Origin of the sequence: Microcoleus sp. CAWBG640 (assembly GCF_020883015.1) — a bacterium.
Taxonomy (GTDB): domain Bacteria; phylum Cyanobacteriota; class Cyanobacteriia; order Cyanobacteriales; family Microcoleaceae; genus Microcoleus; species Microcoleus anatoxicus.
This window is the reverse complement of record NZ_JAHRFC010000010.1, coordinates 24620-50414: the sequence shown is the minus strand read 5'-3', so window position 1 is coordinate 50414 and position 25795 is coordinate 24620. Positions and strand designations below refer to the sequence as shown.

At 46.1% G+C, this 25795-nt stretch carries 23 protein-coding genes; 16 read left to right on the top strand and 7 right to left on the bottom strand.

Annotated elements, in window-relative coordinates:
* Positions 1 to 53: 53 nt before the first annotated feature.
* The 4 genes from AAFP11_RS07695 to AAFP11_RS07680 all read left to right on the top strand — a co-directional run bounded on the left by AAFP11_RS07695 (position 54) and on the right by AAFP11_RS07680 (position 4064).
* The gene (locus tag AAFP11_RS07695) at positions 54 to 1607 is read left to right on the top strand and encodes an NADH-quinone oxidoreductase subunit M (RefSeq protein WP_341736506.1); all 1554 of its coding nucleotides are present in this window, start codon (positions 54 to 56) and stop codon (positions 1605 to 1607) included.
* 237 nt (positions 1608 to 1844) lie between these two features.
* Complete coding sequence (locus AAFP11_RS07690; RefSeq protein WP_341736505.1) at positions 1845 to 3167, top strand: CO2 hydration protein; 1323 nt, start codon at positions 1845 to 1847, stop codon at positions 3165 to 3167.
* A 224-nt stretch (positions 3168 to 3391) separates the two neighbouring features.
* Entirely contained in the window at positions 3392 to 3598 is a 207-nt protein-coding gene (locus AAFP11_RS07685) for a hypothetical protein (RefSeq protein ID WP_341736504.1), read from the top strand.
* A gap of 160 nt (positions 3599 to 3758) precedes the next feature.
* Entirely contained in the window at positions 3759 to 4064 is a 306-nt protein-coding gene (locus tag AAFP11_RS07680; protein WP_341736503.1) for a transcriptional regulator, read from the top strand.
* Positions 4065 to 4221: 157 nt separating this feature from the next.
* On the opposite strand, the gene AAFP11_RS07675 is transcribed toward AAFP11_RS07680, so the two are convergent.
* On the bottom strand, positions 4222 to 4692 hold the full coding sequence (locus tag AAFP11_RS07675; RefSeq protein WP_341736502.1) for a hypothetical protein: 471 nt from the start codon (positions 4690 to 4692) through the stop codon (positions 4222 to 4224).
* A gap of 168 nt (positions 4693 to 4860) precedes the next feature.
* Here AAFP11_RS07675 and AAFP11_RS07670 point away from each other — a divergent pair, with 168 nt between their 5' ends.
* The 4 genes from AAFP11_RS07670 (at position 4861) to AAFP11_RS07655 (ending at position 6066) form a co-directional block, all read left to right on the top strand.
* Entirely contained in the window at positions 4861 to 5073 is a 213-nt protein-coding gene (locus AAFP11_RS07670; RefSeq protein WP_006631306.1) for a helix-turn-helix transcriptional regulator, read from the top strand.
* 85 nt (positions 5074 to 5158) lie between these two features.
* Positions 5159 to 5371, top strand: a complete 213-nt coding sequence (locus AAFP11_RS07665; protein ID WP_006631308.1) for a helix-turn-helix transcriptional regulator — start codon at positions 5159 to 5161, stop codon at positions 5369 to 5371.
* Positions 5372 to 5526: 155 nt separating this feature from the next.
* Positions 5527 to 5721: a hypothetical protein gene (locus AAFP11_RS07660; RefSeq protein ID WP_236506337.1), complete on the top strand. Its 195-nt coding sequence runs from the start codon at positions 5527 to 5529 to the stop codon at positions 5719 to 5721.
* A gap of 150 nt (positions 5722 to 5871) precedes the next feature.
* Positions 5872 to 6066, top strand: coding sequence for a hypothetical protein (locus tag AAFP11_RS07655; RefSeq protein WP_293190080.1), 195 nt, complete (start codon positions 5872 to 5874; stop codon positions 6064 to 6066).
* Between the two features lie 445 nt (positions 6067 to 6511).
* Here AAFP11_RS07655 and AAFP11_RS07650 read toward each other — a convergent pair whose 3' ends face one another.
* From AAFP11_RS07650 to psaA, 4 genes are all read right to left on the bottom strand, one after another.
* Entirely contained in the window at positions 6512 to 6718 is a 207-nt protein-coding gene (locus AAFP11_RS07650) for a hypothetical protein (RefSeq protein WP_341736501.1), read from the bottom strand.
* Positions 6715 to 7059, bottom strand: a complete 345-nt coding sequence (locus AAFP11_RS07645) for a hypothetical protein (protein ID WP_341736500.1) — start codon at positions 7057 to 7059, stop codon at positions 6715 to 6717. The genes AAFP11_RS07650 and AAFP11_RS07645 overlap by 4 nt, the downstream gene beginning before the upstream one ends.
* A 97-nt stretch (positions 7060 to 7156) precedes the next feature.
* Positions 7157 to 9385 (bottom strand): photosystem I core protein PsaB, encoded by a 2229-nt coding sequence (gene psaB / locus AAFP11_RS07640; protein WP_341736499.1) that lies wholly within the window; start codon positions 9383 to 9385, stop codon positions 7157 to 7159.
* A gap of 108 nt (positions 9386 to 9493) precedes the next feature.
* Positions 9494 to 11788: a photosystem I core protein PsaA gene (gene psaA / locus AAFP11_RS07635; RefSeq protein WP_341736498.1), complete on the bottom strand. Its 2295-nt coding sequence runs from the start codon at positions 11786 to 11788 to the stop codon at positions 9494 to 9496.
* Positions 11789 to 12436: 648 nt separating this feature from the next.
* Between psaA and AAFP11_RS07630 the strand changes: the two genes are divergently transcribed.
* The 4 genes from AAFP11_RS07630 to AAFP11_RS07615 all read left to right on the top strand — a co-directional run bounded on the left by AAFP11_RS07630 (position 12437) and on the right by AAFP11_RS07615 (position 17768).
* Entirely contained in the window at positions 12437 to 14170 is a 1734-nt protein-coding gene (locus AAFP11_RS07630; RefSeq protein ID WP_341736588.1) for a hypothetical protein, read from the top strand.
* A gap of 78 nt (positions 14171 to 14248) precedes the next feature.
* Positions 14249 to 15217 carry an arsenosugar biosynthesis arsenite methyltransferase ArsM gene (arsM, locus tag AAFP11_RS07625; protein ID WP_341736497.1) on the top strand — a complete coding sequence of 323 codons (969 nt, stop codon included), beginning with the start codon at positions 14249 to 14251 and terminating at the stop codon, positions 15215 to 15217.
* A 162-nt stretch (positions 15218 to 15379) separates the two neighbouring features.
* Positions 15380 to 16789 carry a site-specific DNA-methyltransferase gene (locus AAFP11_RS07620; protein WP_341736496.1) on the top strand — a complete coding sequence of 470 codons (1410 nt, stop codon included), beginning with the start codon at positions 15380 to 15382 and terminating at the stop codon, positions 16787 to 16789.
* Positions 16790 to 16799: 10 nt separating this feature from the next.
* Complete coding sequence (locus AAFP11_RS07615; protein WP_341736495.1) at positions 16800 to 17768, top strand: type II restriction endonuclease; 969 nt, start codon at positions 16800 to 16802, stop codon at positions 17766 to 17768.
* Positions 17769 to 17947: 179 nt separating this feature from the next.
* On the opposite strand, the gene bchM is transcribed toward AAFP11_RS07615, so the two are convergent.
* Together bchM and nagA are read right to left on the bottom strand one after the other, a co-directional pair.
* Positions 17948 to 18634 carry a magnesium protoporphyrin IX methyltransferase gene (bchM, locus tag AAFP11_RS07610; RefSeq protein ID WP_341736494.1) on the bottom strand — a complete coding sequence of 229 codons (687 nt, stop codon included), beginning with the start codon at positions 18632 to 18634 and terminating at the stop codon, positions 17948 to 17950.
* 223 nt (positions 18635 to 18857) lie between these two features.
* Positions 18858 to 20087, bottom strand: a complete 1230-nt coding sequence (gene nagA / locus AAFP11_RS07605; RefSeq protein WP_341736493.1) for an N-acetylglucosamine-6-phosphate deacetylase — start codon at positions 20085 to 20087, stop codon at positions 18858 to 18860.
* A gap of 75 nt (positions 20088 to 20162) precedes the next feature.
* Between nagA and purE the strand changes: the two genes are divergently transcribed.
* The 4 genes from purE (at position 20163) to AAFP11_RS07585 (ending at position 25356) form a co-directional block, all read left to right on the top strand.
* The gene (purE, locus tag AAFP11_RS07600) at positions 20163 to 20684 is read left to right on the top strand and encodes a 5-(carboxyamino)imidazole ribonucleotide mutase (RefSeq protein WP_341736492.1); all 522 of its coding nucleotides are present in this window, start codon (positions 20163 to 20165) and stop codon (positions 20682 to 20684) included.
* A gap of 148 nt (positions 20685 to 20832) precedes the next feature.
* Complete coding sequence (locus AAFP11_RS07595; RefSeq protein WP_341736587.1) at positions 20833 to 22329, top strand: ammonium transporter; 1497 nt, start codon at positions 20833 to 20835, stop codon at positions 22327 to 22329.
* A 260-nt stretch (positions 22330 to 22589) separates the two neighbouring features.
* Complete coding sequence (locus AAFP11_RS07590) at positions 22590 to 23492, top strand: SGNH/GDSL hydrolase family protein (protein WP_341736491.1); 903 nt, start codon at positions 22590 to 22592, stop codon at positions 23490 to 23492.
* 487 nt (positions 23493 to 23979) lie between these two features.
* Entirely contained in the window at positions 23980 to 25356 is a 1377-nt protein-coding gene (locus tag AAFP11_RS07585) for an ammonium transporter (RefSeq protein WP_341736490.1), read from the top strand.
* Positions 25357 to 25795 lie beyond the last annotated feature (439 nt).

The following is a 25795-nucleotide window of genomic DNA, read 5'->3' as shown; positions in this document are numbered from 1 at the left end:
CAAACAAAAAGAACGAGAAAAATTGATTCTTTACTCTTCACTTTTCACACATTATGCTTAGTGCCTTGCTCTGGTTGCCCGCGTTGGGCGCTGCGGTAGTCGGGTTCCTACCCGGAAACATGAATGGGATGCGACTGCGTTCAATAGCATCAGCTTTTGCTCTTGCTGTTTTTGTATTAAATATCTGGCTACTGACTCAATTCGATCCAGCTAATTCGGGACTGCAATTTCAAGAATATTTGCCTTGGATTCCGCAATTAGGTTTGAGCTACAAATTAGGCATTGATGGCTTGTCTTTGCCACTGCTGGTTTTGAGTGCATTACTAACGCTATTAGTCATTTATGGCACTGGCGAAGCGGTGGCTAGACCCCAACTTTACTACGCATTAATTCTGCTAATCAATGCTGGTATTGCTGGAGCTTTGATGTCTCAAAATTTGCTGCTGTTTGTACTTTTTTACGAACTAGAATTAATTCCTTTTTACCTGTTAATTGCAATTTGGGGCGGCAAGCAGCGAGAATATGCTGCGATGAAGTTTCTGATCTACACGGCTATTTCAGGACTTTTAGTTTTAGGAGGATTTTTAGGTGTTGCTTGGCTGAGTGGCTCTTTAAACTTCGATTACAGTGCGATTCATACTCAGGATTTATCCTTTAAAACACAATTGATCCTGTTAACAATTGTGCTACTTGGGTTGGCGATTAAAGTTCCCTTAGTACCCCTACATACTTGGCTACCGGATGCTTACGTCGAAGCTTCACCAGCAACTGCAATTCTGCTGGGTGGCATTTTGGCGAAGTTGGGAACTTACGGATTAATCCGGTTCGGTTTGCAGATGTTTCCCGAAACTTGGTCAATTATCGCTCCCGGTTTGGCGATTATTGGCACGGTAAGTGTGATGTACGGGGCTTTGAGCGCGATCGCCCAAAAAGACATCAAGCGCATGGTAGCCTATAGTTCGATCGGACATATGGGATACATCCTGGTAGCCTGTGCAGCGGGCACGAAACTCGCGTTAATCGGCGCTGTCGGGCAAATGGTAAGCCACGGCTTGATTTTAGCTTTGCTATTTTATTTAGTAGGCATCATCGAAACCAAAGTCGGCACGCGGGATTTGGACGTGCTCAACGGCTTGATGAATCCGATGCGGGGTTTACCGACGGCAAGTTCGCTGTTAGTTTTGGGTGGGATGGCAAGTGCCGGTATTCCTGGTTTGGTGGGTTTTATTGCCGAATTTTTAGTATTTCAGGGCAGTTTTTCTATCTTTCCAATTCCCACTTTAATCTGCATTTTAGCTTCTGGTTTAACAGCCGTTTACTTTGTGATTCTACTCAATCGCACCTGTTTTGGGAAGTTGGATAACGCTACGGCTTACTATCCTCCTGTTACCTTTGGCGAAAATATGCCAGCGCTGGTTTTGGCTGGTATCATTTTTGTGTTAGGAATTCAGCCTGGTTGGTTGCTGAAGTGGAGCGAATCGACTACAAATGCGATCGTTGCTACTCTTCCGGCTGACAGAAATGCTCAAGTAGCTATTAGTTATTCCGTAGAAAAGTCGGCGATTGAAATCGCATCTACACAAACGAAGTCCGCCTCCGTGGACTAAGAAATTAACTGGTTCCTAGGCTCTGCCTGGGAACCGATATCTAGAGGCTCTGCCTCGCGAGAGATTTAACTGGTTCCTAGGCTCTGCCTGGGAACCGATATCTAGAGGCTCTGCCTCGCGAGAGATTAGGAAAATTGGAGGCAGAGCCTCCGGATCTACGTTCCCAGGCAGAGCCTGGGAACGAGTAGATAACGAGTAGATAAATATTGAAATTCACTCAAACCAAAGGAAGAAACAATGGTACAAACTCCTAATAAACCGGCAACTAAACTACCTCCTTCCAAGCACGAATTTGCGGAGGTAATTCATCGGCTAGAAGCAGGCGGCGCGATGATTCCAGATACGCCGGAAAATCTGATGCAAATCATCGCTATTTGGAAAGCTTATGCAGTCCCGATGGACTTCTACTGGCGGGATTTGCTTTACATCGCTGAACGGGTATTTTTACACCCGCTTCCTTTCTTTAAATACTTCTTACCCCAAGAGTATTTAGACTTGCAAAATCACTATGCAGGTGACGGTGCAGATTTGCGAATATGGCGGGGGACTGGCAGCGTTCACCCTGAACTTTTGGAGTTCATGGAAAAGGGAGAAACTGGTAAACTACCACGGCTGTTTCACCATTTGTGGCACGATCGCATTAACATGGAATTTGCCGAAGAGTGCATGAGATCCATGCTGTGGCACCGGGGCTTGTACGTGCCGACGAATCAATTCGATCCTTATTTGGACAGTGACGAATATAAAGCTAATGCCGATCGCGCCATTAAAGCTTACTTCAAAAAAGACCCGTTCATGCTGGGACTTCATGCAGCATTTCCCGAAATGTTTTTAGAACAATGTCGCCAAATGTCTTATTACAGCAATCTCGGTTTATTCTGGGAAGTAATGGCACCAGTGTTTTTTGAAGTTTCGGATCTTTACGATGAAGGGAAAGTTAAGACAGTCCCCGATGCGATGAACTTCCTGGTAAATGGGATATTTGCGATCGCCGGAAGGCCCATTTACCACCATGTCCAAATCGACGGCGAAACCTACGAAATCATCCCGAAATCCAAAGGTTTCACTTGGCTTTACGAAGCAGCATTACCTTACGTAGAAGCTGTATTTTACCGCACTTCGCCGTTCCGAGGTACAAAATCTTACAACGCCCAAGCTAAAGAAATTCCTGAAGATCAAAAAGACTTCCACTACGGAGTGTTGTATGCAGACAAATTCCCCGTAGGTACGGCAGGAATTCCACCGACATTGCTAGCCCAAGATATGTTGCATTTCTTGCCGCCTTACTTGCTGGATTTCTACAAAGGGCGCTGTCGTGGCGAAGATGATATCCTCAATCAAATTGGAGTAACATTTCAGCGATCGATGTATTGTGTAACTTCCGCAGTATTTCAAGCATTGCGGACTGCGCTGTTATATCCTTTGGACGACCCAAATCCGAAGCATTTGAAGGCAAATCGAGCATTTTTCGAGTCACAGCTCGATCGCTTCTGCCGCCCAGAATACGGCATGAAATATGCAGCGAAATTGAATAGCATTCAGACTTCCGATTACAGGTAAAGAATGTTTAGCTGCGAGTCCACGAGTCCGCCAGGGGTTTAAACCCCTGGCTCAAAGCTCAAGTCGGTTTCAACCGACTGGGGAACATGAGAGCTTTTGAATTGGTTTCAAAAGTGGTATGATATTAAATCAGTTGGCATCAAAATTATTCATCTTTCACTCTTCTCTTCCTCTGCGCTCTCTGCGCTCTCTGTGGTAAAAAAAATCCAATCTAAAAAAGAATCATGAATAGCCAAGATGTAGCAAAATATATCGAAGCCACCGATGGGAGTTCCAAACCTTGGCTGTTAGTGCAACTCCGACTCAAAAAACTGCAAGAAAGGCGATCGGAAATTTCTGCCGAAGAATATGTTACAGAACTTACCGACATTCACAAAGATTTAATGAATCTGGGGGAATGGTGGCTCGGCATCGAGGATGAAGTGTTTTAAAAGCCACAAACTATTTTGTATCAGCCATAATGGAAGTACAACCGAGAGACATTCAAAATTACCAAACAGCAGATGGAAAAATTCCTTTCTCAGAGTGGCGGGATGCGTTGCGAGATAGCAGAGCTAAAGCTAAAATACTGGAGGGATTATGAGAGTAGAGATGATGTCTAGAAGTATCAGCTATCAAGAAGAATTAATTGAATCTCTAAAAGCTCCTTTAGAGGCAGCTCCTTATATTGAGGCTTGCTTGGAGGAGGAGAATTCAGAGGTGCTAAAGCTGGCATTAAATGATGTTGTTGAGGCTCATCACAGGATGAATGAACTCTCAGAAGATGTTACAGCACTTTTGACCAAACTGGGCGAACTATTGTCGGAAAAAAAAGGATCGGAAATTTACTGTTTGAGTGCTTTACTGGATGCACTGGGTTTTCAACTGACTGTGACTGTTAAGCAGAGAAATTATTGAAAAGTTGAAGTTGCCACCCCCTACAAGTTAGCGCAGGCTGTTGATGTGTCGATCGCACAGAGGATTGTCCATTTTCTACCTTCATGTTCTCACTTAGCCATTAGTTTTAATTTTTCCTTTGCCCATTCTCGTAGTTGCACGTCGGGCCGATCGCCCTTTAAAATTTATCCATCAAATCTTTTTCTGCGGCATAAACATCTCGTAGCTGTTGTAGCCCCGCCCCAGAAATCGCCGATTTAACTTTGCCTACCAACAGTCCCCACTCCAGCAAGCTGTCAACAGAAACAGCCTCTTTGAACTTGTGCGTGTAGAATTTAGTCCAAAATAGCGGTGCTAGCTTGCTTTTCCAGCGTTTGTACCATCTGCCAAAATCTTGCAGTGCGGGTTCAATTACTTCCACAATCGGCGGAAAATCGGCGTAGCTGACAAATCGGCTGATGTGTTTACCGTGCACGTAAACCATGTAGCGACAGCATTCTATCCGGTAAATGTCGTCTACTGAGATATTGAACAGCAGTGCGACTGTTTCTTCTGTAACAAATCTCGCCAGCGGATGCAGGATGGGAGATTTGTGAATTATTTTGGATTCTGCGATCGCCGATGATTTTCTCGAAGTATCTGATATCATAGTAAGTGCCTATTCTGATTGTAGATAAATCTATTGATGGTAGGTCAGACAGCTAGTAACTGTCTATTGAAGTTTTGAAAACGATCGCCCTTTAGTTTTCGAGGCCGGAGGGCGATCTGCTTTTTCAGATAAAATTATTGTAAGGTGTTATAACACCCATTGTCAAGCATGGGTTTAGTTAGAATTAAAGTCAGAGAACTAGCCGCCGAGAAAGGCTGGACATTCAAGGAAGTTTCAGAACGTTCTGGGGTTGTCTACAACACTGTCAAGCATTATGCTCGTTGTCCTGGGCTGACAACCGTTGACTTTACCTTACTGCTGAAATTAGCTCGAACTTTTGATGTGATGATTGAGGATTTGGTTGAGGTTTTGGAAGAATAGCCGATCGCCCTTAGTTGTCCAGACGTGAGGCGATCGCTTTTTCAGATACAATTATCTTAAAACGCAACTGCATTATTTGTCAAGCATGGGTTTAGTCAGAGTTAAAGTGCGAGAGCTAGCGGCTGAGAGGGGCTGGACATTTAAGGAGGTGGCTGAGCGATCGGGCGTGATCTACAGCACCATAACCAGCTATGCTCGTCGTTCCGAAATTTCAATGGTTGACTTTACGGCCCTGTATAAGTTAGCGCGGGCGTTTGATGTGATGATTGAGGACTTGGTGGAGATTATTGAGGAATAGATTGATCGACCTTAAGTTGTCTAGACGGGGGGCGATCGCTTTTTTGTATTTGTTGCACTATAGCATGATTAACTGGGACTTGTCAAACATTATCGTACTTAATTTGACCGAGGATGCTAATATCAAGGAAAGTTATTCATAGTTGATTATTCTTCGTGGCAAAAACTAATACTGCGATCGCGGTCAGTTCCGTGATTAAGGAAGTCATTCAAAAACAAGCCCAAGCGACCAGACTCACCCAGAAGGAAGTCGTGTATTTGGGAATGCTGGCAATTGATGCACTCGATAAGGAAAGTCGCCAAGAGTTGGCTGATAAGGTGCACCAAATGCAGGTAAATGGCGAGATTTGAGGGGTTGAGGGCGATCGCCCTTTCCACATTTCCACTATAAACCATTTGCTTCGTCTTGTCAAGACGCGCTTAAGCATTTTGCATCGCAGCTAAAACCTTAGCTTAAAGGTGCTAAGATTTAGTCAAAGTTGTTAATCTCCCGTTATTTTTGTGACTAGAGCCAGTACCGCGATCGGAGTCAGCCCAATTATCAAGGATATAGTGCAGAAAAAGGCGCTAGCAACCAGACTAACGCTGAAAGAAATTATATATGTCGGAATGCTGGCGATCGACGAGTTGGACGAAAAGCGCCTGCAAGAGTTGGCGGACAAGGTGCATCAGATGCAGGTGAATGGGGAGATTTGAGGGGATAAGGGCGATCGGGCTTTTGGTGAAGTGAAAAGGGCGATCGGCTTTTCGTTAGATATATCCTGTGGAACTCGTCTACTGAGCCAAATTATGATTTTTCTACCAATAAAAAGGACGGGGCTTTAGACCCAATTTCTTGGTAAATTGAATCGTCAGCACTAGGCTATTTACGGATACATAGGCTTAAGAAGCCGGAAGCCTTGTCTCAACTAAACTTTGTGTCTCGCTCGGTGCGATGGTGGAGAGCGAGCGAGCGCCAGATTAACTAACAATTTTACCATAAAATAAACTTACGGCATATCTCTTAATATTTCTTAAATAAGTCAGCATTTGCTGATTGATTGACTTCACATTGTACCGCGGCACTATCATTTTTCCCTAGGGTGTAAATTACCGCAAACAGATTTGACATAATGGTTTTCAGGACAGAGCGATCGCACTTTTATTCCGGCTTGACAGACTCAGCCAACCGCTTCGCATTCTCCCGGCGATAAACATTAATCGGACTGTTGCGAATATCAGCTTCTACCATCGCAATTAGTTCATCTAAACTGAGAGTCAGAGCGTCAAGCCGTAGACAGACACCTCGCAGATTTCTCACAGTCTTTTCGATTATTTCTGGTTCAGGGAGTTTCGGTTTTTCACTCATGACAGGTTAAAATCTCTTTTCGCTTCCCGGATAGTGGCCTCGATGGCATCGGCATCAGCTTGTGCTTGCTCAATCGTTTGAGCTAGTAAATTTAGCATAGCAGAAGAAGCTGTTGGCTGTGATTCAGAAATCCGCAGCAGCAATGTGTAAAAGCGAGAGTAAGGGTTTCTTAACCTTTCAGTAGCATTTTGAAGCTGCTCTAATACCGTAGCAGTCGCTTCTATCTCCCCATATTGCTGAAATATTGCAAATTCTGCCGATGAAGCTTGATCAATTCCTGCCAAAAGCCTCGCCTGCAAATTCAAGATAGTAGCAATTGTTTCCTGCGTTAACTTCGCCATAAAAAATATTCTTCTCAACAATTAACTAGCCTACCAAAAAATCCCCCGCCAGAAGGCAGGGGATTTCAGTTAATTACCTAGAAACCAGAGTTCAGAGTTACCCGAATTTCCCGGCCGTCGAGGCAATTACAAAGGCCGCGTAAGTGAAGACATTACCCACCGTAAAGTGAACTAAGCCAACCAAACGACCTTGGACGATAGAAAGAGCAACTGGCTTGTCCTTCCAGCGAACCAAGTTCGCCAAAGGAGTGCGCTCGTGAGCCCAAACCAAAGTCTCGATCAACTCTTGCCAGTAACCTCTCCAAGAGATCAGGAACATGAAACCAGTTGCCCAAACCAGGTGTCCGAATAAGAATATCCAGGCCCAGATAGACAAGTTGTTTGTACCATACGGGTTGTAACCGTTGATCAACTGAGAAGAATACAGCCAGAGGTAATCGCGGAACCAGCCCATCAGGTAGGTAGAAGACTCATTGAACTGAGCCACATTACCTTGCCAGATGCCCAGGTGCTTCCAGTGCCAGTAGAACGTTACCCAAGCTAGGGTGTTCAACATCCAGAAGACAGACAGGTACATGGCGTCCCAAGCAGAGACATCGCAAGTACCGCCACGGCCGGGGCCGTCGCAAGGGAAAGCATAACCGAAGTCTTTTTTGTCCGGCATCAGCTTAGAACCGCGTGCATCCAGAGCGCCCTTGACCAAGATCAAGGTGGTGGTGTGCAAGCCAAGTGCGATCGCGTGGTGAACCAAGAAATCGCCAGGTCCGATCGCCAAGAACAGAGAATTTGTACTGCTGTTGATTCCTTCCAACCAGCCTGGGAGCCATACGTTGCCGTAGTTTGGCCAAGCGGTAGCAGCAATGCTATCAGGGTTGGAAAGAAACACGTCCATGCCGTACAGAGCCTTCCCGTGAGCAGCTTGGATGAACTGTGCGAACACTGGTTCAATCAAGATTTGCTTTTCAGGAGTTCCGAAAGCGACTACAACGTCGTTGTGAACGTACAAGCCGAGAGTGTGGAAGCCCAAGAACAGCGATACCCAGCTCAAGTGAGAGATAATCGCTTCTTTGTGCTGCAACACGCGATCGAGCACGTTACCTTTGTTAGCTTCAGGATCGTAGTCCCGGACCAAGAAGATAGCTCCGTGGGCGAAAGCGCCGACCATGATGAAACCAGCAATGTATTGGTGGTGCGTATACAACGCAGCCATTGTCGTGTGATCCTGCGCTATGAAAGCATAGGGAGGCATCGCGTACATATGCTGCGCTACCAGAGAGGTAATCACGCCCAAAGCAGCGAGGTGAATTCCTAACTGGAAGTGCAGGGAGTTGTTGTAGGTTTCGTAGAGACCTTGGTGAGGCAGGTTGAACTGACCTTCACTCTTGCCGCCTACCAAACCTGCTTTAGAATCCAACATTTCTTTGATGTTGTGACCGATACCGAAGTTAGTCCGGTACATATGACCGGCAACGATAAACAGCACAGCGATCGCCAAATGGTGATGAGCAATGTCCGTCAACCACAGAGACTCTGTTTGAGGGTGGAAGCCGCCCAAGAAAGTCAGAATCGCAGTTCCTGCGCCTTCGGAAGTACCGAATACGTGGCTTGCTGCATCTGGGTTCTCGGCGTATACGCCCCAATTACCAGTGAAGAAAGGAGCCAAACCAGCCGGGTGAGGAGGGGTAGACAAGAAGTTTTCCCAACCTACGTGCTGTCCGCGAGATTCGGGGATAGCAACGTGAACCATGTGACCAGTCCAAGCCAAAGAGCTGACACCGAACAAACCAGCCAAGTGGTGGTTGAGGCGAGATTCAGCATTCTTAAACCAAGACAAGCTGGGGCGGTACTTAGGCTGGAGGTGTAACCAACCAGCGAACAGGAAGACAGAAGCCAGAAATAGCAAGAAGATAGCTCCTTGATACAAGTCAGCATTCGTCCGAATTCCTTGAGTAAACCACCAATGGTAAACACCAGAGTAGGAGATGTCCACCGGATTGGAAGCGCCAGCTTGAGTGAAAGCCTCAACTGCTGGAGCGCCGAATTGCGGGTCCCAAATCGCGTGAGCGATCGGGCGGACGTTTAGAGGGTCTTTAATCCACTGTTCAAAGTTACCTTGCCATGCTACATGGAAGAGGCTGCCGGAAGTCCACAAGAAAATGATTGCTAGGTGGCCGAAGTGAGAAGCAAAAATCTTTTGGTAAAGATTTTCTTCGGTCATGCCATCGTGGCTTTCAAAGTCGTGTGCTGTGGCAATCCCGTACCAGATCCGCCGTGTAGTCGGGTCTTGGGCAAGGTCTTGGCTAAATTTTGGAAATTTGGTTGCCATAAGCCTTGATAAATCCTGAATCCTGAACGTTGAAGGGGTTCGGTTCGGAGGTTTGGGTTCCGGGTTTGAGAGCGATCCCAAATCCAGAATCCAAAACCTGGAGGTAGTTTAACCTACCGAGATGATTCGCGCTAAGAAGAATGCCCACGTTGTGACAATTCCTCCTAGGAGGTAGTGAGCTACACCCACAGCCCGACCCTGAGTAATGCTCAGAGCGCGAGGTTGAATCGAAGGAGCTACCTTGAGTTTATTATGAGCCCAAACAATGGACTCAATCAATTCTTGCCAGTAACCACGACCGCTGAACAGGAACATCAAGCTGAAGGCGAAGACAAAGTGTCCAGCTAGGAACATCAGACCGTAGGCCGACAGTGCCGAACCGTAGGACTGAATCACCTGAGAAGCTTGGGCCCACAGGAAGTCACGCAACCAACCATTGATAGTGATCGCACTTTGTGCGAAATTACCACCGGTGATGTGAGAAATTGTGCCATCTGAATCGACGGTTCCCCACACGTCCGACTGCATTTTCCAGCTAAAGTGGAAAATCACAATCGAGATGCAGTTATACATCCAGAACAAGCCTAAGAAGACGTGATCCCAACCTGAAACTTGGCAGGTGCCGCCACGGCCGGGGCCGTCGCAAGGGAACCGGAAGCCCAAGTTGCCTTTGTCAGGCACCAAGCGAGAACTGCGTGCGAACAACACGCCCTTCAAAAGAATCAGAACTGTAACGTGAATTGTGAAAGCGTGGATGTGGTGGATCATGAAATCCGCCGTACCCAACTCGATCGGCATCATCGCTACTTTGCCGCCTACTGCTACAGCACCGCCGCCAAAAGCGTGACTGACGATTTCCATAGCATTAGGAGCTGTGTTACCCGGAGCCGCAGCGTGAATATTTTGTATCCACTGGGCAAATACTGGGCGCAATTGAATCCCCGTATCCGAGAACAAATCTTGAGGACGACCGAAAGCGCGCATCGTGTCGTTGTGAACGTATAAACCAAAGCTGTGGAAGCCTAAGAATATACAAACCCAGTTCAAGTGAGAGATAATTGCATCTCTGTGGCGGAGTACCCGATCGAGCAAGTTATTCACGTGCTGCGCCGGATCATAATCCCTAACCATGAAGATTGCTGCGTGAGCCGCTGCTCCCACAATCAGGAATCCGCCAATCCACATGTGGTGGGTGAACAGGGATAGCTGAGTCGGGTAGTCGGTCGCGATGTACGGATACGGAGGCATCGCGTACATATGTTGAGCCACGATGATGCTGATCGAGCCCATCAAAGCCAAGTTCAACGACAGTTGGGCGTGCCAAGACTGTGTGAAGATTTCGTACATCCCTTTGTGGCCTTCGCCAGTGAAGGGACCTTTGTGAGCTTCCAAAACTTCTTTAAAGCTGTGGCCGATGCCCCAGTTAGTACGGTAGAAGTGTCCGGCGACGATGAACAGCACTGCCAACGCTAAGTGATGGTGCGCTGTATCGCTCAGCCACAAACCGCCTGTGGTGGGATTCAGACCGCCTTTAAAGGTCAGGAAGTCAGTGTATGCGCCCCAGTTGAGGGTGAAGAAGGGCGTTAAACCTTGAGCGAAGCTGGGGTAGATATCAGCCATCAAGCCAGCGTTGAAAAGCCACTCGTGTGGCAGCGGGATATCGGCAACTGTTTTAATCAGTTTGCCACCTACTGTCAACGGTGAGCCTGCATCGATCGCGTCCATGCAAGCATTTATCGGCAGAGCAACGTGAATTTGTTGTCCTGCGAAGCCCAAGCAGCCGCAGCCTAGCAAACCTGCCAAGTGGTGGTTCATCATCGATTCCACGTTCTGGAACCATTCCAGTTTCGGAGCGCGGACGTGATAGTGGAACCAACCGGCAAACAGCATCAAAGCTGCCATTACCAATGCGCCGATCGCAGTGCAATATAGCTGGTATGAGTTAGTGATGCCGTTGGCGCGCCACAGTTGGAACAGACCCGAAGTGATCTGAATCCCGTGGAAACCGCCACCTACATCTGCATTTAAAATTTCTTGACCAAAAATAGGCCAGACCACTTGAGCACTAGGTTTGATACCTGTCGGGTCTGTTAGCCAAGCTTCGTAGTTGGAAAATTTAGCGCCGTGGAAATATGCGCCGCTTAACCAAACGAAAATTACTGCCAAATGGCCGAAGTGAGCGCTAAAGATTTTGCGCGAAACGTCTTCTAAATCACTGGTATGACTGTCGAAGTCGTGAGCGTTAGCGTGGAGGTTCCAAATCCAAGTGGTTGTTTTTGGTCCCTTAGCTAGAGTGCGATCGAAATGTCCCGGTTTAGACCACTTCTCGAAGGAAGTTGGAACGGGATCTTTATCGACTACTACTCTAACTTTTACCTCTCGCTCTGGAGGACTAATGGTCATGAAGACTCTCCTCTCGATAAGACAAGGAACGAGAACTGATATTGTTTTTGACACTCACCGGACTTGTGGTACGGGGATTCTCGGTTCACCGATACAGCTTGCATTTAACTCTTTGCAGAATCAGACACACTTGCTGTATCTCCCCAAGCGTTGCGCTTCTAGACAGAAGCCAGTTTCCCAGTGTCGCTGGGTACTGTTAACTACTTTCGCTATTTGATGAGCCGAATCGCAGCCTTTATTTTGTGCTGCTCCTCTTGCTCATCTTGCGGCGGTTTTATGAATTATAAGCTTGTCAGAGAAGTATTAATCGCTTGTTAACAATACTTAAAAAAGTCGCATTTTCTGATGTAATAATCAATTGAATCTCCACAGTACATCACAAAAGTCAAGGGGTGTTGGCATTAAATTTACAAAACTCAAAGATAAGGGTACGGAAGAATTTTGATTTATATAGACTTGTTTTGCAAAAAGCCGCCGGAGTTATTAGCTGGATTCGCAATCGGCACCAACTATCGGATTAGTCCTGGACAACCACCTCACTTGAGCCAGGAGTCCCTCCCAAATTCTCGATCGCCAAAATCCCAATTACTCAACTCAGTTTTGGGCTATAGTTCCCTATGAGAAGGCTTCTAGGAGTATGGTTGCGTGATGGGAATCAATTGGCTGAGGAAGACTGCGGACAGGCTGCTGGTATTGCTCGCAGCAGCAGTATTAATTTTAGGTATCACAAGTTGCGGCAACAATCATCCCGACTTGCCAACATCCAGCAACAAGAGCAATTCCGTCCCCACCCCGGTCACAAAAATCTCAGAGGTTTCCCCCCCGGTAGGCATTCAAAAACTGCGTCAGGCGTTAGAAAGCTACCAACCTCAAGTTAGTATTTTGAATCCCAAGCCAGACCAAGTGCTTGAGGACACCTATATATCTGTACGACTCCAAGTCAAAGACTTGCCGATTTTCAAAGATGCGAACCTAGGCTTGGGTCCCCATCTTCAGGTGTTGTTAGACAATCAACCCTATCAGGCAGTTTATGACACAAACCAGCCTTTAGAGTTATCTGACTTAGAACCCGGAACCCACACCCTGCGAGTTTTTGCATCTCGCCCTTGGGAAGAAAGCTTTAAAAACGAGGGTGCTTACGCCCAAACAACCTTTCACGTTTTCACCAAAACTGAGGATAATAATCCCGATCGCAATTTACCCCAGCTCACCTACAACCAGCCCCAAGACACCTACGGGGCTGAACCCATCATGCTGGACTTTTACTTGACAAATGCTCCCCTGCATCTGGCCGCTCAAGAAAACTCCCAAGATGAAATACTCGATTGGAAAATTCGAGCCACAGTCAACGGAGAAAGCTTTACGATCGACCAATGGCAACCTATATATCTGAAAGGATTCAAACCAGGGAAAAACTGGGTACAGCTAGAATTTATCGACGAACGCGGAAATTCCGTCAAAAACGCCTTTAATAATACAGTCAGACTGATAAATTACCAACCCCAAGGACAAGATACCCTTTCTAAATTAGTGCGCGGTGAACTAACAGCAGCATCTGGCGGTATAGTCGATCGCACCTACAAACCCGAAACACCAAACCCCGAACCCAAACCCACACCAGCACTAGAAACACCAAATGTCAAACCATCTCCTGCGGTGGTTCCAGAAACTCCAGTTGCTAAACCCAGTCAAGAACCAAAACAGGCTCCTGAAGTCGCACCCATTCCTGTCACAGAACCAAAACCAACAGCAACACCAGAAATAGACACACCCAAAATAGTTGAGCAAACTCCTGTCACAGAACCAAAACCAACAGCAACACCAGAAATAGACACACCCAAAATAGTTGAGCAAACTCCTGTCACAGAACCCAAACCAACAGCAACACCAGAAATAGACACACCCAAAATAACTGAGCAAACTCCTGTCACAGAACCCAAACCAACAGCAACACCAGAAATAGACACACCCAAAATAGCTGAGCAAATTCCACTCAGCGAACCAGAACCAACAGCAACAACAGAAATAGACACACCCAAAATAAATGAGCAAATTCCACTCACCGAACCAGAACCAACAGCAACACCAGAAATAGACACACCCAAAATAACTGAGCCAACTCCACTCACCGAACCAGAACCAACAGCAACACCAGAAATAGACACACCCAAAATAACTGAGCCAATTCCACTCAGCGAACCAGAACCAACAGCAACACCAGAAATAGACACACCCAAAATAACTGAGCCAACTCCACTCACCGAACCAAAATCCACACCAATTTTACAAACAGTAAAACAAAAAATCAGCGAACTTATGAATAAATTCCGTAGCTTTCTGAATCAACTGACAGAACCGAAAACACCATCTCTCAACTTGTAGCCCAAACCACAAATATCAGTTGAAACCAAACAAAATCTTTCCCTATTCAACTCCATTCACAAATCAGGACAATCACCAATGACCTACCTCGAAACAGCAGCAAAATTCTACAGCGAAGTAGCCGAAACCCCCCAAATCGGACTTTGCTGCGTCCAAAGCAGCCCCCTGCAACTGCCGGGATTAAACATTCCCGAACAAATGCAAGAGATGAATTACGGCTGCGGCACAACAGTCCACGCCGCCGAACTGGTAGGAAATCCAGTCGTGCTGTATGTAGGAGTTGGTGGCGGCTTAGAAGCACTGCAATTCGCCTATTTCTCTCGCCAAAAAGGAGCAGTAATTGCCGTCGATCCAGTTGCCGCAATGCGAGATGCCGCGACACGCAACTTGCAAATTGCCGCCCAAGAAAATGATTGGTTTGATGCTAGTTTTGTCGAGATTAGAGCCGGGGATGCTTTTGCCTTACCCATGCCCGATGCTTCTGTAGATGTTGTTGCCCAAAATTGTTTATTTAACATCTTTGAACCAGCCGATTTAGCTAAGGCATTAAGAGAAACCTACCGAGTGTTGAAACCCGGTGGTAGATTATTGATGAGCGATCCCATTGCAACTCGCACAATTCCCCAACATTTGCAGCAAGACGAACGCTTGCGCGCTTTGTGTTTGTCCGGCGCTCTGACCTACGCAGAATACGTCCAACACCTTGTAGACGTAGGTTTTGGACAAGTGGAAGTTCGGGCGCGGCGTCCTTACCGATTGCTGGACAAACACAATTATCAATTGGATGCCGACTTGCTGCTAGAAAGCCTGGATTCAGTGTCTTTCAAAGTACCTGTACCGGATGATGGTGCTTGCATTTTCACTGGCAAGACGGCGATTTATGCGGGGTCTGAGGAGCTATTTGATGACGGGGCTGGTCACGTTTTGCAGCGGGGCGTTCCAGCGGCAGTGTGCGATAAAACTGCTGGAAAGTTGGGGGGATTGATGCCGGACAAGGTGTTGATTACTGATTCGACTTGGCATTATAACGGCGGTGGTTGCTGTTAAATTTCGCGTGGACAGTCCTGGACACAAAAAACCCGGTTTATGAGCACAAATCGTCGCTTTCTGCGAAAGATATTGACGAAGAAACCAGGTTTTTGACCCCCCGTGCGTCCAGGACTGGTGGATTAACTCAATCACAGAATAAATATGTCAAGCATCTCAAACATGACTTCTGAAGTGGAAATTGACGCTCTGGGAGAGATTGATATCCTTGACAGCCAATTACACGATCGCTTTCAAGACAAGTTCCTAATTCAACCCTCACTGACCAGACTTTTGGTGAGTTTTCAGGCTAACAAAACTAGACCTATTTATCGATGGTACAAATACAAAGAGGCTTTCTCCGCTTCTCTGGTAGAATTTTTAGTCCAAAAATATCAAATTATTCAAGGCAAAATTTTAGATCCATTTACAGGAAGTGGAACTGCATTATTTGCTGCTAGTGACTTGGGAATTGATGTGGATGGTATTGAATTGTTACCTATTGGTCAACATATAATTAATACCAAAATCCTTTTAGACACTGCATTCACTATTGATGATTTTGAGCGGCTAAAGACATGGTTTAATTTGCAAATATGGAAACAATTTGAAAGCCCAGTCACTTTGCCAGAGTTGAGAATTACAAAAGGAGCTTACTCCGAAGAAACTAAAACATCAATTGAGCAATATCTTGGAGCTTGTTATCAAGAAAATACCAAGGTTCAATCAGTTTTAATCTTTACGTTACTGTGTGTTTTAGAATCCGTAAGCTATACACGCAAAGATGGACAGTATCTGCGTTGGGATTACCGTTCTGGTCATGGACAGTCAAAAAAGTCCTTCAATAAAGGTGAGGTTCTTGAGTTCAGTAAAGCGATTACCGAAAAATTTAATGAACTTGTTAACGACTTAGAACCTCCTACCCAACAACTTGAGCTTTTTGAAAGTAAGAAGCATCATCAAGGTAAAATCAATTTGCATCAAGGTTCTTGTTTGGAGATAATGCCCCATTTGTCTGACTCTACATACGATGCAATCATCACCTCTCCACCCTACTGCAATCGATATGACTATACTCGCACCTATGCACTAGAGCTAGCTTTACTAGGAAGTTCTGAAAAGGAATTAATTAATCTGCGTCAGCAAATGCTAAGTTGTACCGTTGAGAACCAACCCAAAAATTTGTTGGCTATAAATCCCGCTTGGGAATTAGCTTTAAATATTGCTAATTCCCAAACTCTATTGCAGGCTATCTTAAGATATTTGGACAGCCAAAAGTCACAGGGTGTATTGAACAACAATGGTATACCAAGAATGGTAAGAGGATACTTCTATGAAATGGCTTGCGTAATACAAGAAAGCTTTCGTATCCTTAAACCAGGGGCATTTTTGTTTATGGTTAATGACAATGTGCGCTACGCAGGTATCAGCATTTCAGTGGACATAATTCTTTCGGATTTTGCTGAAAAAATAGGCTTTGTTACTGAAAATATTCTCGTCTTACCAGGTGATAAGGGAAATAGTAGTCAACAGATGGGAAATTATGGACGCGCTCCTTTGAGGAAGTGCGTTTATATATGGAAGAAGCAATAACTCGAAACCTATGTGTGCTTATCGTAATCACCTTGATTCCAGTGATAATCTTGTCACAACTCATGAAGCCACTCGTGCGGGTTTTGTTGCACTTGCGCTTGAAAAAAATCGACGTGCTACACCTTACCTCGCCGAAGCAAGGGCACTTCAAGAAGCTGCGCGTCAAGCCGAGATTCCTACTGATTTGTTAAACGTTAAAGGTATTGAAATGGGATTGTTGACTGCGGCAGGATTGTCAGACAAATCTCTTGCTCATTTGATGCCAAAGGATAAGATTGAAGCGATAAATGGTCTAATCAGGAATTTTCTTGAGCCAGCAGGGACAAATTTTGTGGAGGAATTGGTCTTTAGATTCCTACTGACTCGTGGTGACACGCTTGGTGGGTCAATGCGTAATGTGGGCGGATCTTTAGCACAAAGAAAACTAACTCGTGCAATCCTCTCGACTCTCACCATTGCTGGTAAGAGATATTACTGGCAACATTCAAAGACGAAAAAGTGGATAGCCATGACAAGTGATGACACAGAAATTGAGTTGTCTTTACGTGGAATAAGTTGGGAGAGCGAGCTTGGTAATCGCACACTGATTTATAACCTAACTGTTCCGCTAGTCAGGAGCAATGTCGATTTATGTTTATTTAATCTGGCTCCGACGGAGTTGGTAGCTAATAAATCTAATGCCATCGATCCATATGTCGTCGAGCCCTATGTTATTGCACTGGGCGAACTTAAAGGTGGAATAGATCCGGCCGGTGCAGATGAGCATTGGAAAACAGCACAAGCGGCACTAAATCGCATACGGGAAGCATTTTCCAGAATTGGACACTCACCTTTTACTTTTTTTGTGGGTTCAGCAGTTGCAAGCAGGATGGCTGGTGAAATATGGGATCAATTGGAAAATGGGATTCTCAGTAATGCTGCCAATCTGAATGATGACAATCAAGTTGCATCTATTTGTCGTTGGTTATGTAATCTATAGAAGCAGCCACAATTTTGACTCCGTAGATTTAGCCCTTGTCGGGTGCGTCGCTAGAAACAATTCTCGCCAAGAATACAAAGATTAGAACAGCGACGCACTTTTGCAACACGATCGAGCGGATGACTGAACCGGATTTGCTATTATCTAAATTTGCCTGAGAATTTGCTGATATTTTTACCCTATTTCCGTACAGCTTCCAGCAATCTAGAATAATAAAAGCTCGTGCTAGTCATGGCTGTTCTGTTAACCACAAAACCATTGTTTTCTAGGATTTTGATGATATCAGCTTCCCGGTGCTGATAAGCGCGAGTTGTTTTGCTAGGACCGGGGAAAAATTCACCAATTTTTTTGAGCACGGTGAGTGCTAAAGTTTTGGGGGCAAAACTCAGAATTAGTCGGGATTGGGCGATCGAACTGAGGTGAGCAATCATTTCCGCAGCCTTACTCTGAGGATAGTGGATTAGCACGTCGAGACAAATCACCGTGTGAAATTTGCCACTCAATGCTTCTAAATCTTGGGCTGTAAAGGAGACGTTGTAGAGCTTGCCCGGAGCTGCTGTAGCTCGATCGTAGGCTTCTGCTACCATCTTTTCAGAGATATCGCTAGCAGAAACAATTGCCCCAGCCTCAGCCAGAGGAATGCTGAGAGAGCCAACGCCACAGCCGGCATCGCACACTGACAGCCCGCGCAAATTGCCGTCAGCTTGCAGCCATTGGATGACTGTATCTACTGTTTGCTGGTGCCCGGTGCGAATATCTAGCTGCACTTTATTGACTTTGCCATCGCCGTAAATCCGTTGCCAGCGATCGAATCCCGTGGAGTTAAAATACTGTTTGACAATATCCTTGTCGTTTGCCAAATTCATTAGTCTGCCTGCTGCTGAGTTATTGCCAACAGTTAGGTATTATAATGCTTGAGGGTCGTAATTTGGAATTTGCCCGAAAAAGATTGGGCATTGGTAAATTTCCCAAGTTGAATTTTTTTTTCTTCCTTTGTTACTTCTTCAGTAAATGTGGTTCCTGCCCTCGGGCTACGCTGCGGTAGGCGCGTGCCTAGTTGAAGGACTATCTTCCATCTTCCATCTTCCTTTAAAATAAGCGATGCCAAGTTAATTCCTTTGTCGGTTCATCCAAATGCCAGCGTAACAATTGAGTGGCGGGCAAGCCAAGGATTCCTGAAAGTCCGATCGCATTTCTAGGAGATTCCGTTGCTAGGGCGATGGCGCTTGCCACATCACAAATTCCCCACTTCACCAAATTTTGAACTCCCCCCAAAAGTGGTAGTGTTGTACCAGCCAAAGTAGCCGATTCGAGTGGTGAGTGATAATCTAATCTTACCCAAGCAGTACCTTTTCTCACCTCTATTTGACGAGAATCCCAAGGATAAACACCATCTGGTAAACCCAAAGGAGCTAAAGCATCGCTAACTAAAAAAACACCTGTTTCGTATCTACCAGCGCGCAGTAAAAAATCAATCATTGTCGGAGAAACGTGCTTGCCGTCAGCAATTAAACCGCACTTAACACCAGGAGTAACAATGGCAGCCCCCAACAAACCCGGTTCTCGATGGTGCAAACTCGGCATCGCATTAAAGGCGTGAGTTACCATGGAAGAACCCCGTACAAATGCTTGTTGGGCTTGTTCTGCTGTCGCTTGAGAGTGTCCGAGACTAACTGTAATTCCCAAACTTTGTAAATAAGAAATTACTTCCCCAGTGCTATCTAACTCTGGTGCTAAAGTAATTATTTTGACAATATCAGCACAATCTCCTAAAACTAACTTGACATTTTCTATGGTTAGTGGCAAAAGAAATTCTGACGGGTGAGCACCTCGCTTGTGGGGATTAAGAAAAGGGCCTTCCAGGTGAACGCCTATGATTGAGGCTGTTTTGACTTGATTGGTTGGGGAAGTATTCTTTTTTTGAGTGCGTATAAAATTAGCAATAGTTGAGAGCGATCGTCTAAATTTATCTAGTGAAGTTGTCACCAAAGTCGGCAAAAAAGCATCGACTCCCTGATTCCATAAAAATTGACAAATTTCGGGCAAAAATTCCCTATGCTTGGTTTCTAGATCCGGGAAAGCCAAACCGAGGGCACCGTTAATCTGCAAGTCAACTCCGCCCAAAGAAACCCAGTCACCTGCTGCATCGATGACTTGTAAATTTGGGGGAGAAACCCGTTTAAACACTTTGTCCATCGGGCAAACTTCTTGAATGATGCCAGTTTCATCCACAGCCAGCATCTGCAATTCCTTACAACCGGGGAGCCTCGCATTGAGAATATTTGTAGGGAAAAAAGTTGAGTTTGTCGCTTCAGTCATCCGATTTTAGATTTTAGATTTTAGATTTTAGATTTTAGATTAGCATTGATCGGAAAGCTCAAATCTCAAAACTAGATGAATCAACCGACTGTTGGAATTATCATGGGTAGCGATTCTGATTTGCCCACTATGAAAGATGCGATCGCAGTTTGCGAAGAATTCAATATCCCTTGCTCCGTGGCGATCGTGTCAGCCCACCGTACTCCTGAGCGCATGGTAGAATATGCCCAAAACGCGCACCAACGGGGATTGAAAGTGATTATTGCGGGTGCGGGGGGAGCCGCCCACCTACCTGGTATGGTAGCATCTTTAACACCTTTGCCGGTGATTGGTGTGCCAGTGCCGAGCCGTCACCTGCAAGGATTAGATTCTTTGTACTCGATCGTCCAAATGCCAGCAGGGATACCTGTAGCCACAGTGGCGATCGGCAATTCTAAAAATGCTGGCTTGTTAGCAGTTCAGATCTTAGCAGTTTACCAGCCAGAATTGCTAGAGCGAGTCCAACAATATCGTCGAAGCTTGTCCGAATCCGTAATGGAAAAACAACATCAACTAGAAGAATTAGGGTATCATAACTATCTCAATCTGAAGCAATAATCTCTCAATTTTGGAGTAAGCTTGAGATTTTTTAAAATTATTGTTGTTGCGATTAGTCTGGAGAAAATCAACAGTGAAAACAAATAGTCGGAAACAGACAAACTGGAAAAAAATCAGGCAAAAATATCTGCCCAAAAACGGAGCAAAATTGTGGCAGCAAGTCCCCAATTTGCCAAAAATACAATTAGCCATCCGCAGGCTCAGTCCCAGTTGGCAAGCCTGTATACCTTTAGCTGCAATCATCTGTTTAGTCTGGGGATATGCAGCAGTAGCCCAAACGCCCCCCAAACCTAGCACTGACGAACAATTGGCAACCCTGAAGGTGGGTATGGACACCATGTGGGTGATGGTAACAGGGATGCTAGTGTTCTTTATGAACGCCGGTTTTGCGATGTTAGAAACTGGATTTTGTCGCCAGAAAAATGCGGTTAATGTCCTAGCAAAAAACTTGATTGTTTTTGCACTTTCTACCATTGCCTATTGGGCGATGGGCTTTGCTTTAATGTTCAGTGATGGTAACGGTTTTATGGGTACAAGTGGCGGATATTTCCTGTGGAATATAGCTGACAACAGCCCCGCGATCGGAGATGCTTACAAAGGTATTTTCAGCTCGTTAAATTGGACGGGAGTACCTCTGAATGCCAAATTCTTTTTCCAATTAGTTTTTGCCGGAACTACTGCCACGATCGTTTCTGGAGCCGTTGCAGAGCGAATTAGATTCCTTGATTTTTTAGTGTTCAGCTTGTTGTTAGTAGGGATTGCTTACCCAATTACCGGACACTGGATTTGGGGCGGCGGCTGGCTGGCAAAAGTAGGTTTTTATGACTTTGCTGGTTCGACGGTGGTTCACTCTGTAGGGGGTTGGGCCGCTTTGATGGGAGCAGCATTTTTGGGCCCGCGGATTGGTAAGTACCGTAACGGTGATACTGTGGCGATGCCGGGACACAATATGAGCATTGCTACCTTGGGTTGTTTGATTCTGTGGTTGGGTTGGTTCGGGTTCAATCCCGGTTCGACAATGGCAGTGGATGCTAATGCGATCGCCCATATTGCCATCACCACCAACACCGCAGCATCCTTCGGGGGAGTTGCGGCTACCATCACCGCTTGGCTGTACCTGGGCAAACCCGACCTTTCGATGATTATCAACGGCATCCTGGCTGGCTTAGTGGGAGTTACTGCTAGCTGCGCTTGGATCAACGTGCCCAATGCTGCGATTATCGGCATTATCGCGGGCATCCTGGTAGTTTTTGCGGTAACTTTCTTTGACAACTTGAAAATTGATGACCCTGTGGGGGCAACCTCGGTTCACCTAGTCTGTGGCATTTGGGGAACTCTGGCAGTGGGCTTGTTTGCCGATGGCCCGACAACTGGCATTTATACGGCAGGGCCGAAAGCAGGATTGCTGGTAGGGGGTGGTTTCGATCAATTAATACCACAATTGATCGGGATTATTTCTGTAGGCGGGATGACTGTGCTGCTGAGTGCAATTTTTTGGTATGCACTCAAGGTGTTGCTGGGCATCCGAGTCAGTGCTGTAGAGGAGACTGAAGGTTTGGATATCGGAGAACACGGTATGGAAGCCTACAGCGGATTTGTGAAGGAAGCTGACTTTGGCAACAGAAACAAAGGTATGAAATTCTAACCACATCCCCTAGCCGATGCTCCTTGATTTGGGATTTAGGACATGGTGGGATTTTGCCTCCAGGACTAACTCATAAACTTTGGCTGGTAGATTTTTTGTGGTAGAGTGGTCGGCAAAAGCCAATTTCTGCATCGCCGCCCTTGCCAAACACATTACAGTGCTTGATTCTCAAAAGAATTGAGGCGAAACTGGAGCGGTAAACTTTGATGCAGTAATGCGTGCCAATTATTTGTTGTGGTGCCTGCAAATCGCCTGAGTTTATGGAGAAGTTTGGAGGATTTAGCGGACGGAAGAGTCAACGGCTCATATTCGCAAGGGAACGATCTAAAAGAGTTCCCTTTTGGGCTTGGCTATCTCTGTTGACAAACGGGATACTGATAGTCACTGTAGCTCAGCTTGTGCTGGGGGGACAAAACTTGTCAGAAAGCTCCCCAGCCAGTGCAGCGGTTAGTGCTGCTAGGGTGGATGAACAAATACGCCAGCAAAATCCCCTCAAATCTGTCTCCGATCAGCCGATGGTGGGACAGCGACATAAGTGGACTTACCAGCAGTGGGTAACACAATTAGGGAGGGAAGCTGAGGCGGCGGCAGTAAATCCACCCTCCAGGCTGAGTGTTTTGGCTGGGGATTCTTTGAGTATGTGGTTTCCGACGAAGCTGTTGCCGATCGATCGAACTTGGCTGAATCAGGGAATTTCGGGAGAAACTTCCGTGGGTTTGCTGAAGCGGTTACAGTTGTTCGATCGCACTCAGCCGGATGCGGTGTTTGTGATGATTGGGATTAACGATTTGCTCAAAGGGGCAAGCGACGAAGGGATTTTGGACAACCAGCGACAGATTATTCGCGATTTGCGATGGGCACACCCCAAAGCACAAGTGGTGGTGCAGTCGATTTTGCCACACAGCGGGGAACAGGCTACTTGGGAAAATCGCGATCGGCTGTTAGCTATTTCTAATCATCGGATTCGGGAAATCAATCGGCGATTGAAAGAAATTGCAATTTCGGAAAATGTCTTGTATTTGGATTTGCACCCCATGTTTACAGATGCCGACGGCAACCTATTAACTGAACTCAGCACAGATGGGCTGCACCTCAACGATCGAGGTTATTTAGTATGGCGATCGGCATTGCAACTTTTTGGTCAGATCCAATTAAAAAATTAGCTAAAAAGGAAATTTTGTATGCCCTTAGTAGGGCTGCAAAGATGCCCACGTCATAGCTGTACTCGGCTTGACGTGGGAGTATGTCACTCTAATTACTAGAAACACGAATATAGGTTACTCATGAGTCAAGTACCAGTGGATGATTAAGAAAATCTAAGACGAGAAAATTTAGTATATCTAGATACAGAAAAACCTAGGTCACAAATGGTGCAATCCAAAAGTCACTAAATTTGGGGCGAAAGATTGACGATTTTAGATGAGTCTGCCTATCAGCAGTTGGAAAATTGAGGAGCGGGAATTATCTATTTAAGATTTGTTCCACTCATACAGGATCTTAAAACCAAATAACTATTGCATCTAACATCCTCACATCTAAAATCGGCTCGGTCAACTCTGCAAATTACTGAGTATTAGAGGTAACACTAACGTGTTCAAAAAAAGTTTAAAGATCGGACTAATTGCAATGTGGCTGTTGAGCGGGCCACTGATGAATAATGCCTTAGCTCAAGACACTGCCCCTGCTGCTGCGGTTGCTGAACCAAACCCGATCGACACTGGCGATACAGCTTGGATGCTAGTTTCCTCAGCAATGGTGCTGTTCATGACACCTGGACTAGCATTTTTCTATGGAGGACTGGTGCGATCGCGCAACGTCCTCAACACCATGATGATGAGTTTGGTGATGATGGGAATGATCGGTGTCACCTGGACGCTGTGGGGTTACAGCTTAGCCTTTGATGTATCCATCAAAGCCCCGGAATTTGGCACAGGACTCGAAAGCTTCATCGGGGGCTTAGACTGGATGTTTTTGAACGGTGTCACAGCCGACAAAATCGATCCCGTCGGCTACGCACCGACAATTCCTCACCAAGTATTCATGGTTTATCAGATGATGTTCGCCATCATCACTCCAGCATTGATTTCTGGGGCGATCGTCGAACGAGTCACCTTTAAAACCTATTTCTGGTTCGTACTACTGTGGTCCACCTTCATCTACTCTCCCTTAGCCCACTGGGTTTGGGGTAGAGGCTGGCTGGGGGCGATCGGCTCCCTCGACTTTGCCGGAGGCACCGTAGTACACATCAGTTCCGGTGTCTCTGCCGTAGTCGCAGCTTGGGTAATTGGACCTCGCAAAGACCATTTGAACAAACCCCACACCCCTCACAACGTCCCCTACGTGTTGCTGGGCATTGGAATGCTGTGGTTCGGATGGTTTGGCTTCAACGGCGGTAGTGCTCTGGGTTCTGGCTCCTTGGCAACTGTAGCTTTTGTCACCACGATGATTTCTACAGCAGCAGGCGGCTTAACTTGGACAATTTTGGAATGGGTACTCCGAGGCAAACCCACAGCAGTGGGCATTGCTAGTGGTTTCCTGGCCGGATTGGTGGGCATCACTCCTGCTGCTGGTTTCGTCCTTCCCATTGGGGCGCTCATGATCGGTTCTATCACGTCGGTGTGTTGCTTCTTTGCCGTTAGCTTGCGGGTTAAACTGGGATTTGATGATACTTTGGATACCTACCCAGTACACGGTCTCGGCGGGACTGTGGGCGCGCTGCTGACTGGCGTGTTTGCGACTAAAGCCGTTAACTCAGCCGGAAATGATGGGCTGCTGTTCGGCAATCCTGGGCTACTGGGAATTCAATTTCTCAGTGTTATAGCTACTTATGTTTTTGCTGCGGTTGGTACTTTTTTGATCCTGAAACTTCTGGGACAGTTTATGGAATTGCGAGTACCTTCCTCTACTGAAGACCAAGGTTTGGATATTGGTCAACACGGTGAAGAAGCCTACGGCGAGGATTTTGCTGGTGGTTTTAGTGCCTTTGAGTCAGGTTCTCCTTTTGCGCCGAAGAAGGTGGGAAGCTGATTTTTTAGCTCAGTTCGATCGACTTTAGCCTAGAGACGCAGGTATCTGCGTCTCTAGGCTTTTTTTTAAGTTTTTTTTAACGAACCGCGAAGACGCGAAGAGCGCGAAGAAGGAAGAGGAGGAAGAAGGGTTGAAAGGAGAGAATGATGCGTTGCTGTTCTACTTGTTCGCCCAAGTGTCTCTTTCTTCTTCCTTCGTGTCCTTCGCGTCTTCGCGGTTCAGTCGTTCTTCCCTCTTTTGGCGCTTTTTTTTAAGTTTTTTTTAACGAACCGCGAAGACGCGAAGAGCGCGAAGAAGGAAGAGGAGGAAGAAGGTTGAAAGGAGAGAATGATGCGTTGCTGTTCTACTTGTTCGCCCAAGTGTCTCTTTCTTCTTCCTTCGTGTCCTTCGCGTCTTCGCGGTTCAGTCGTTCTTCCCTCTTTTGGCGCTTTTTTTTAAG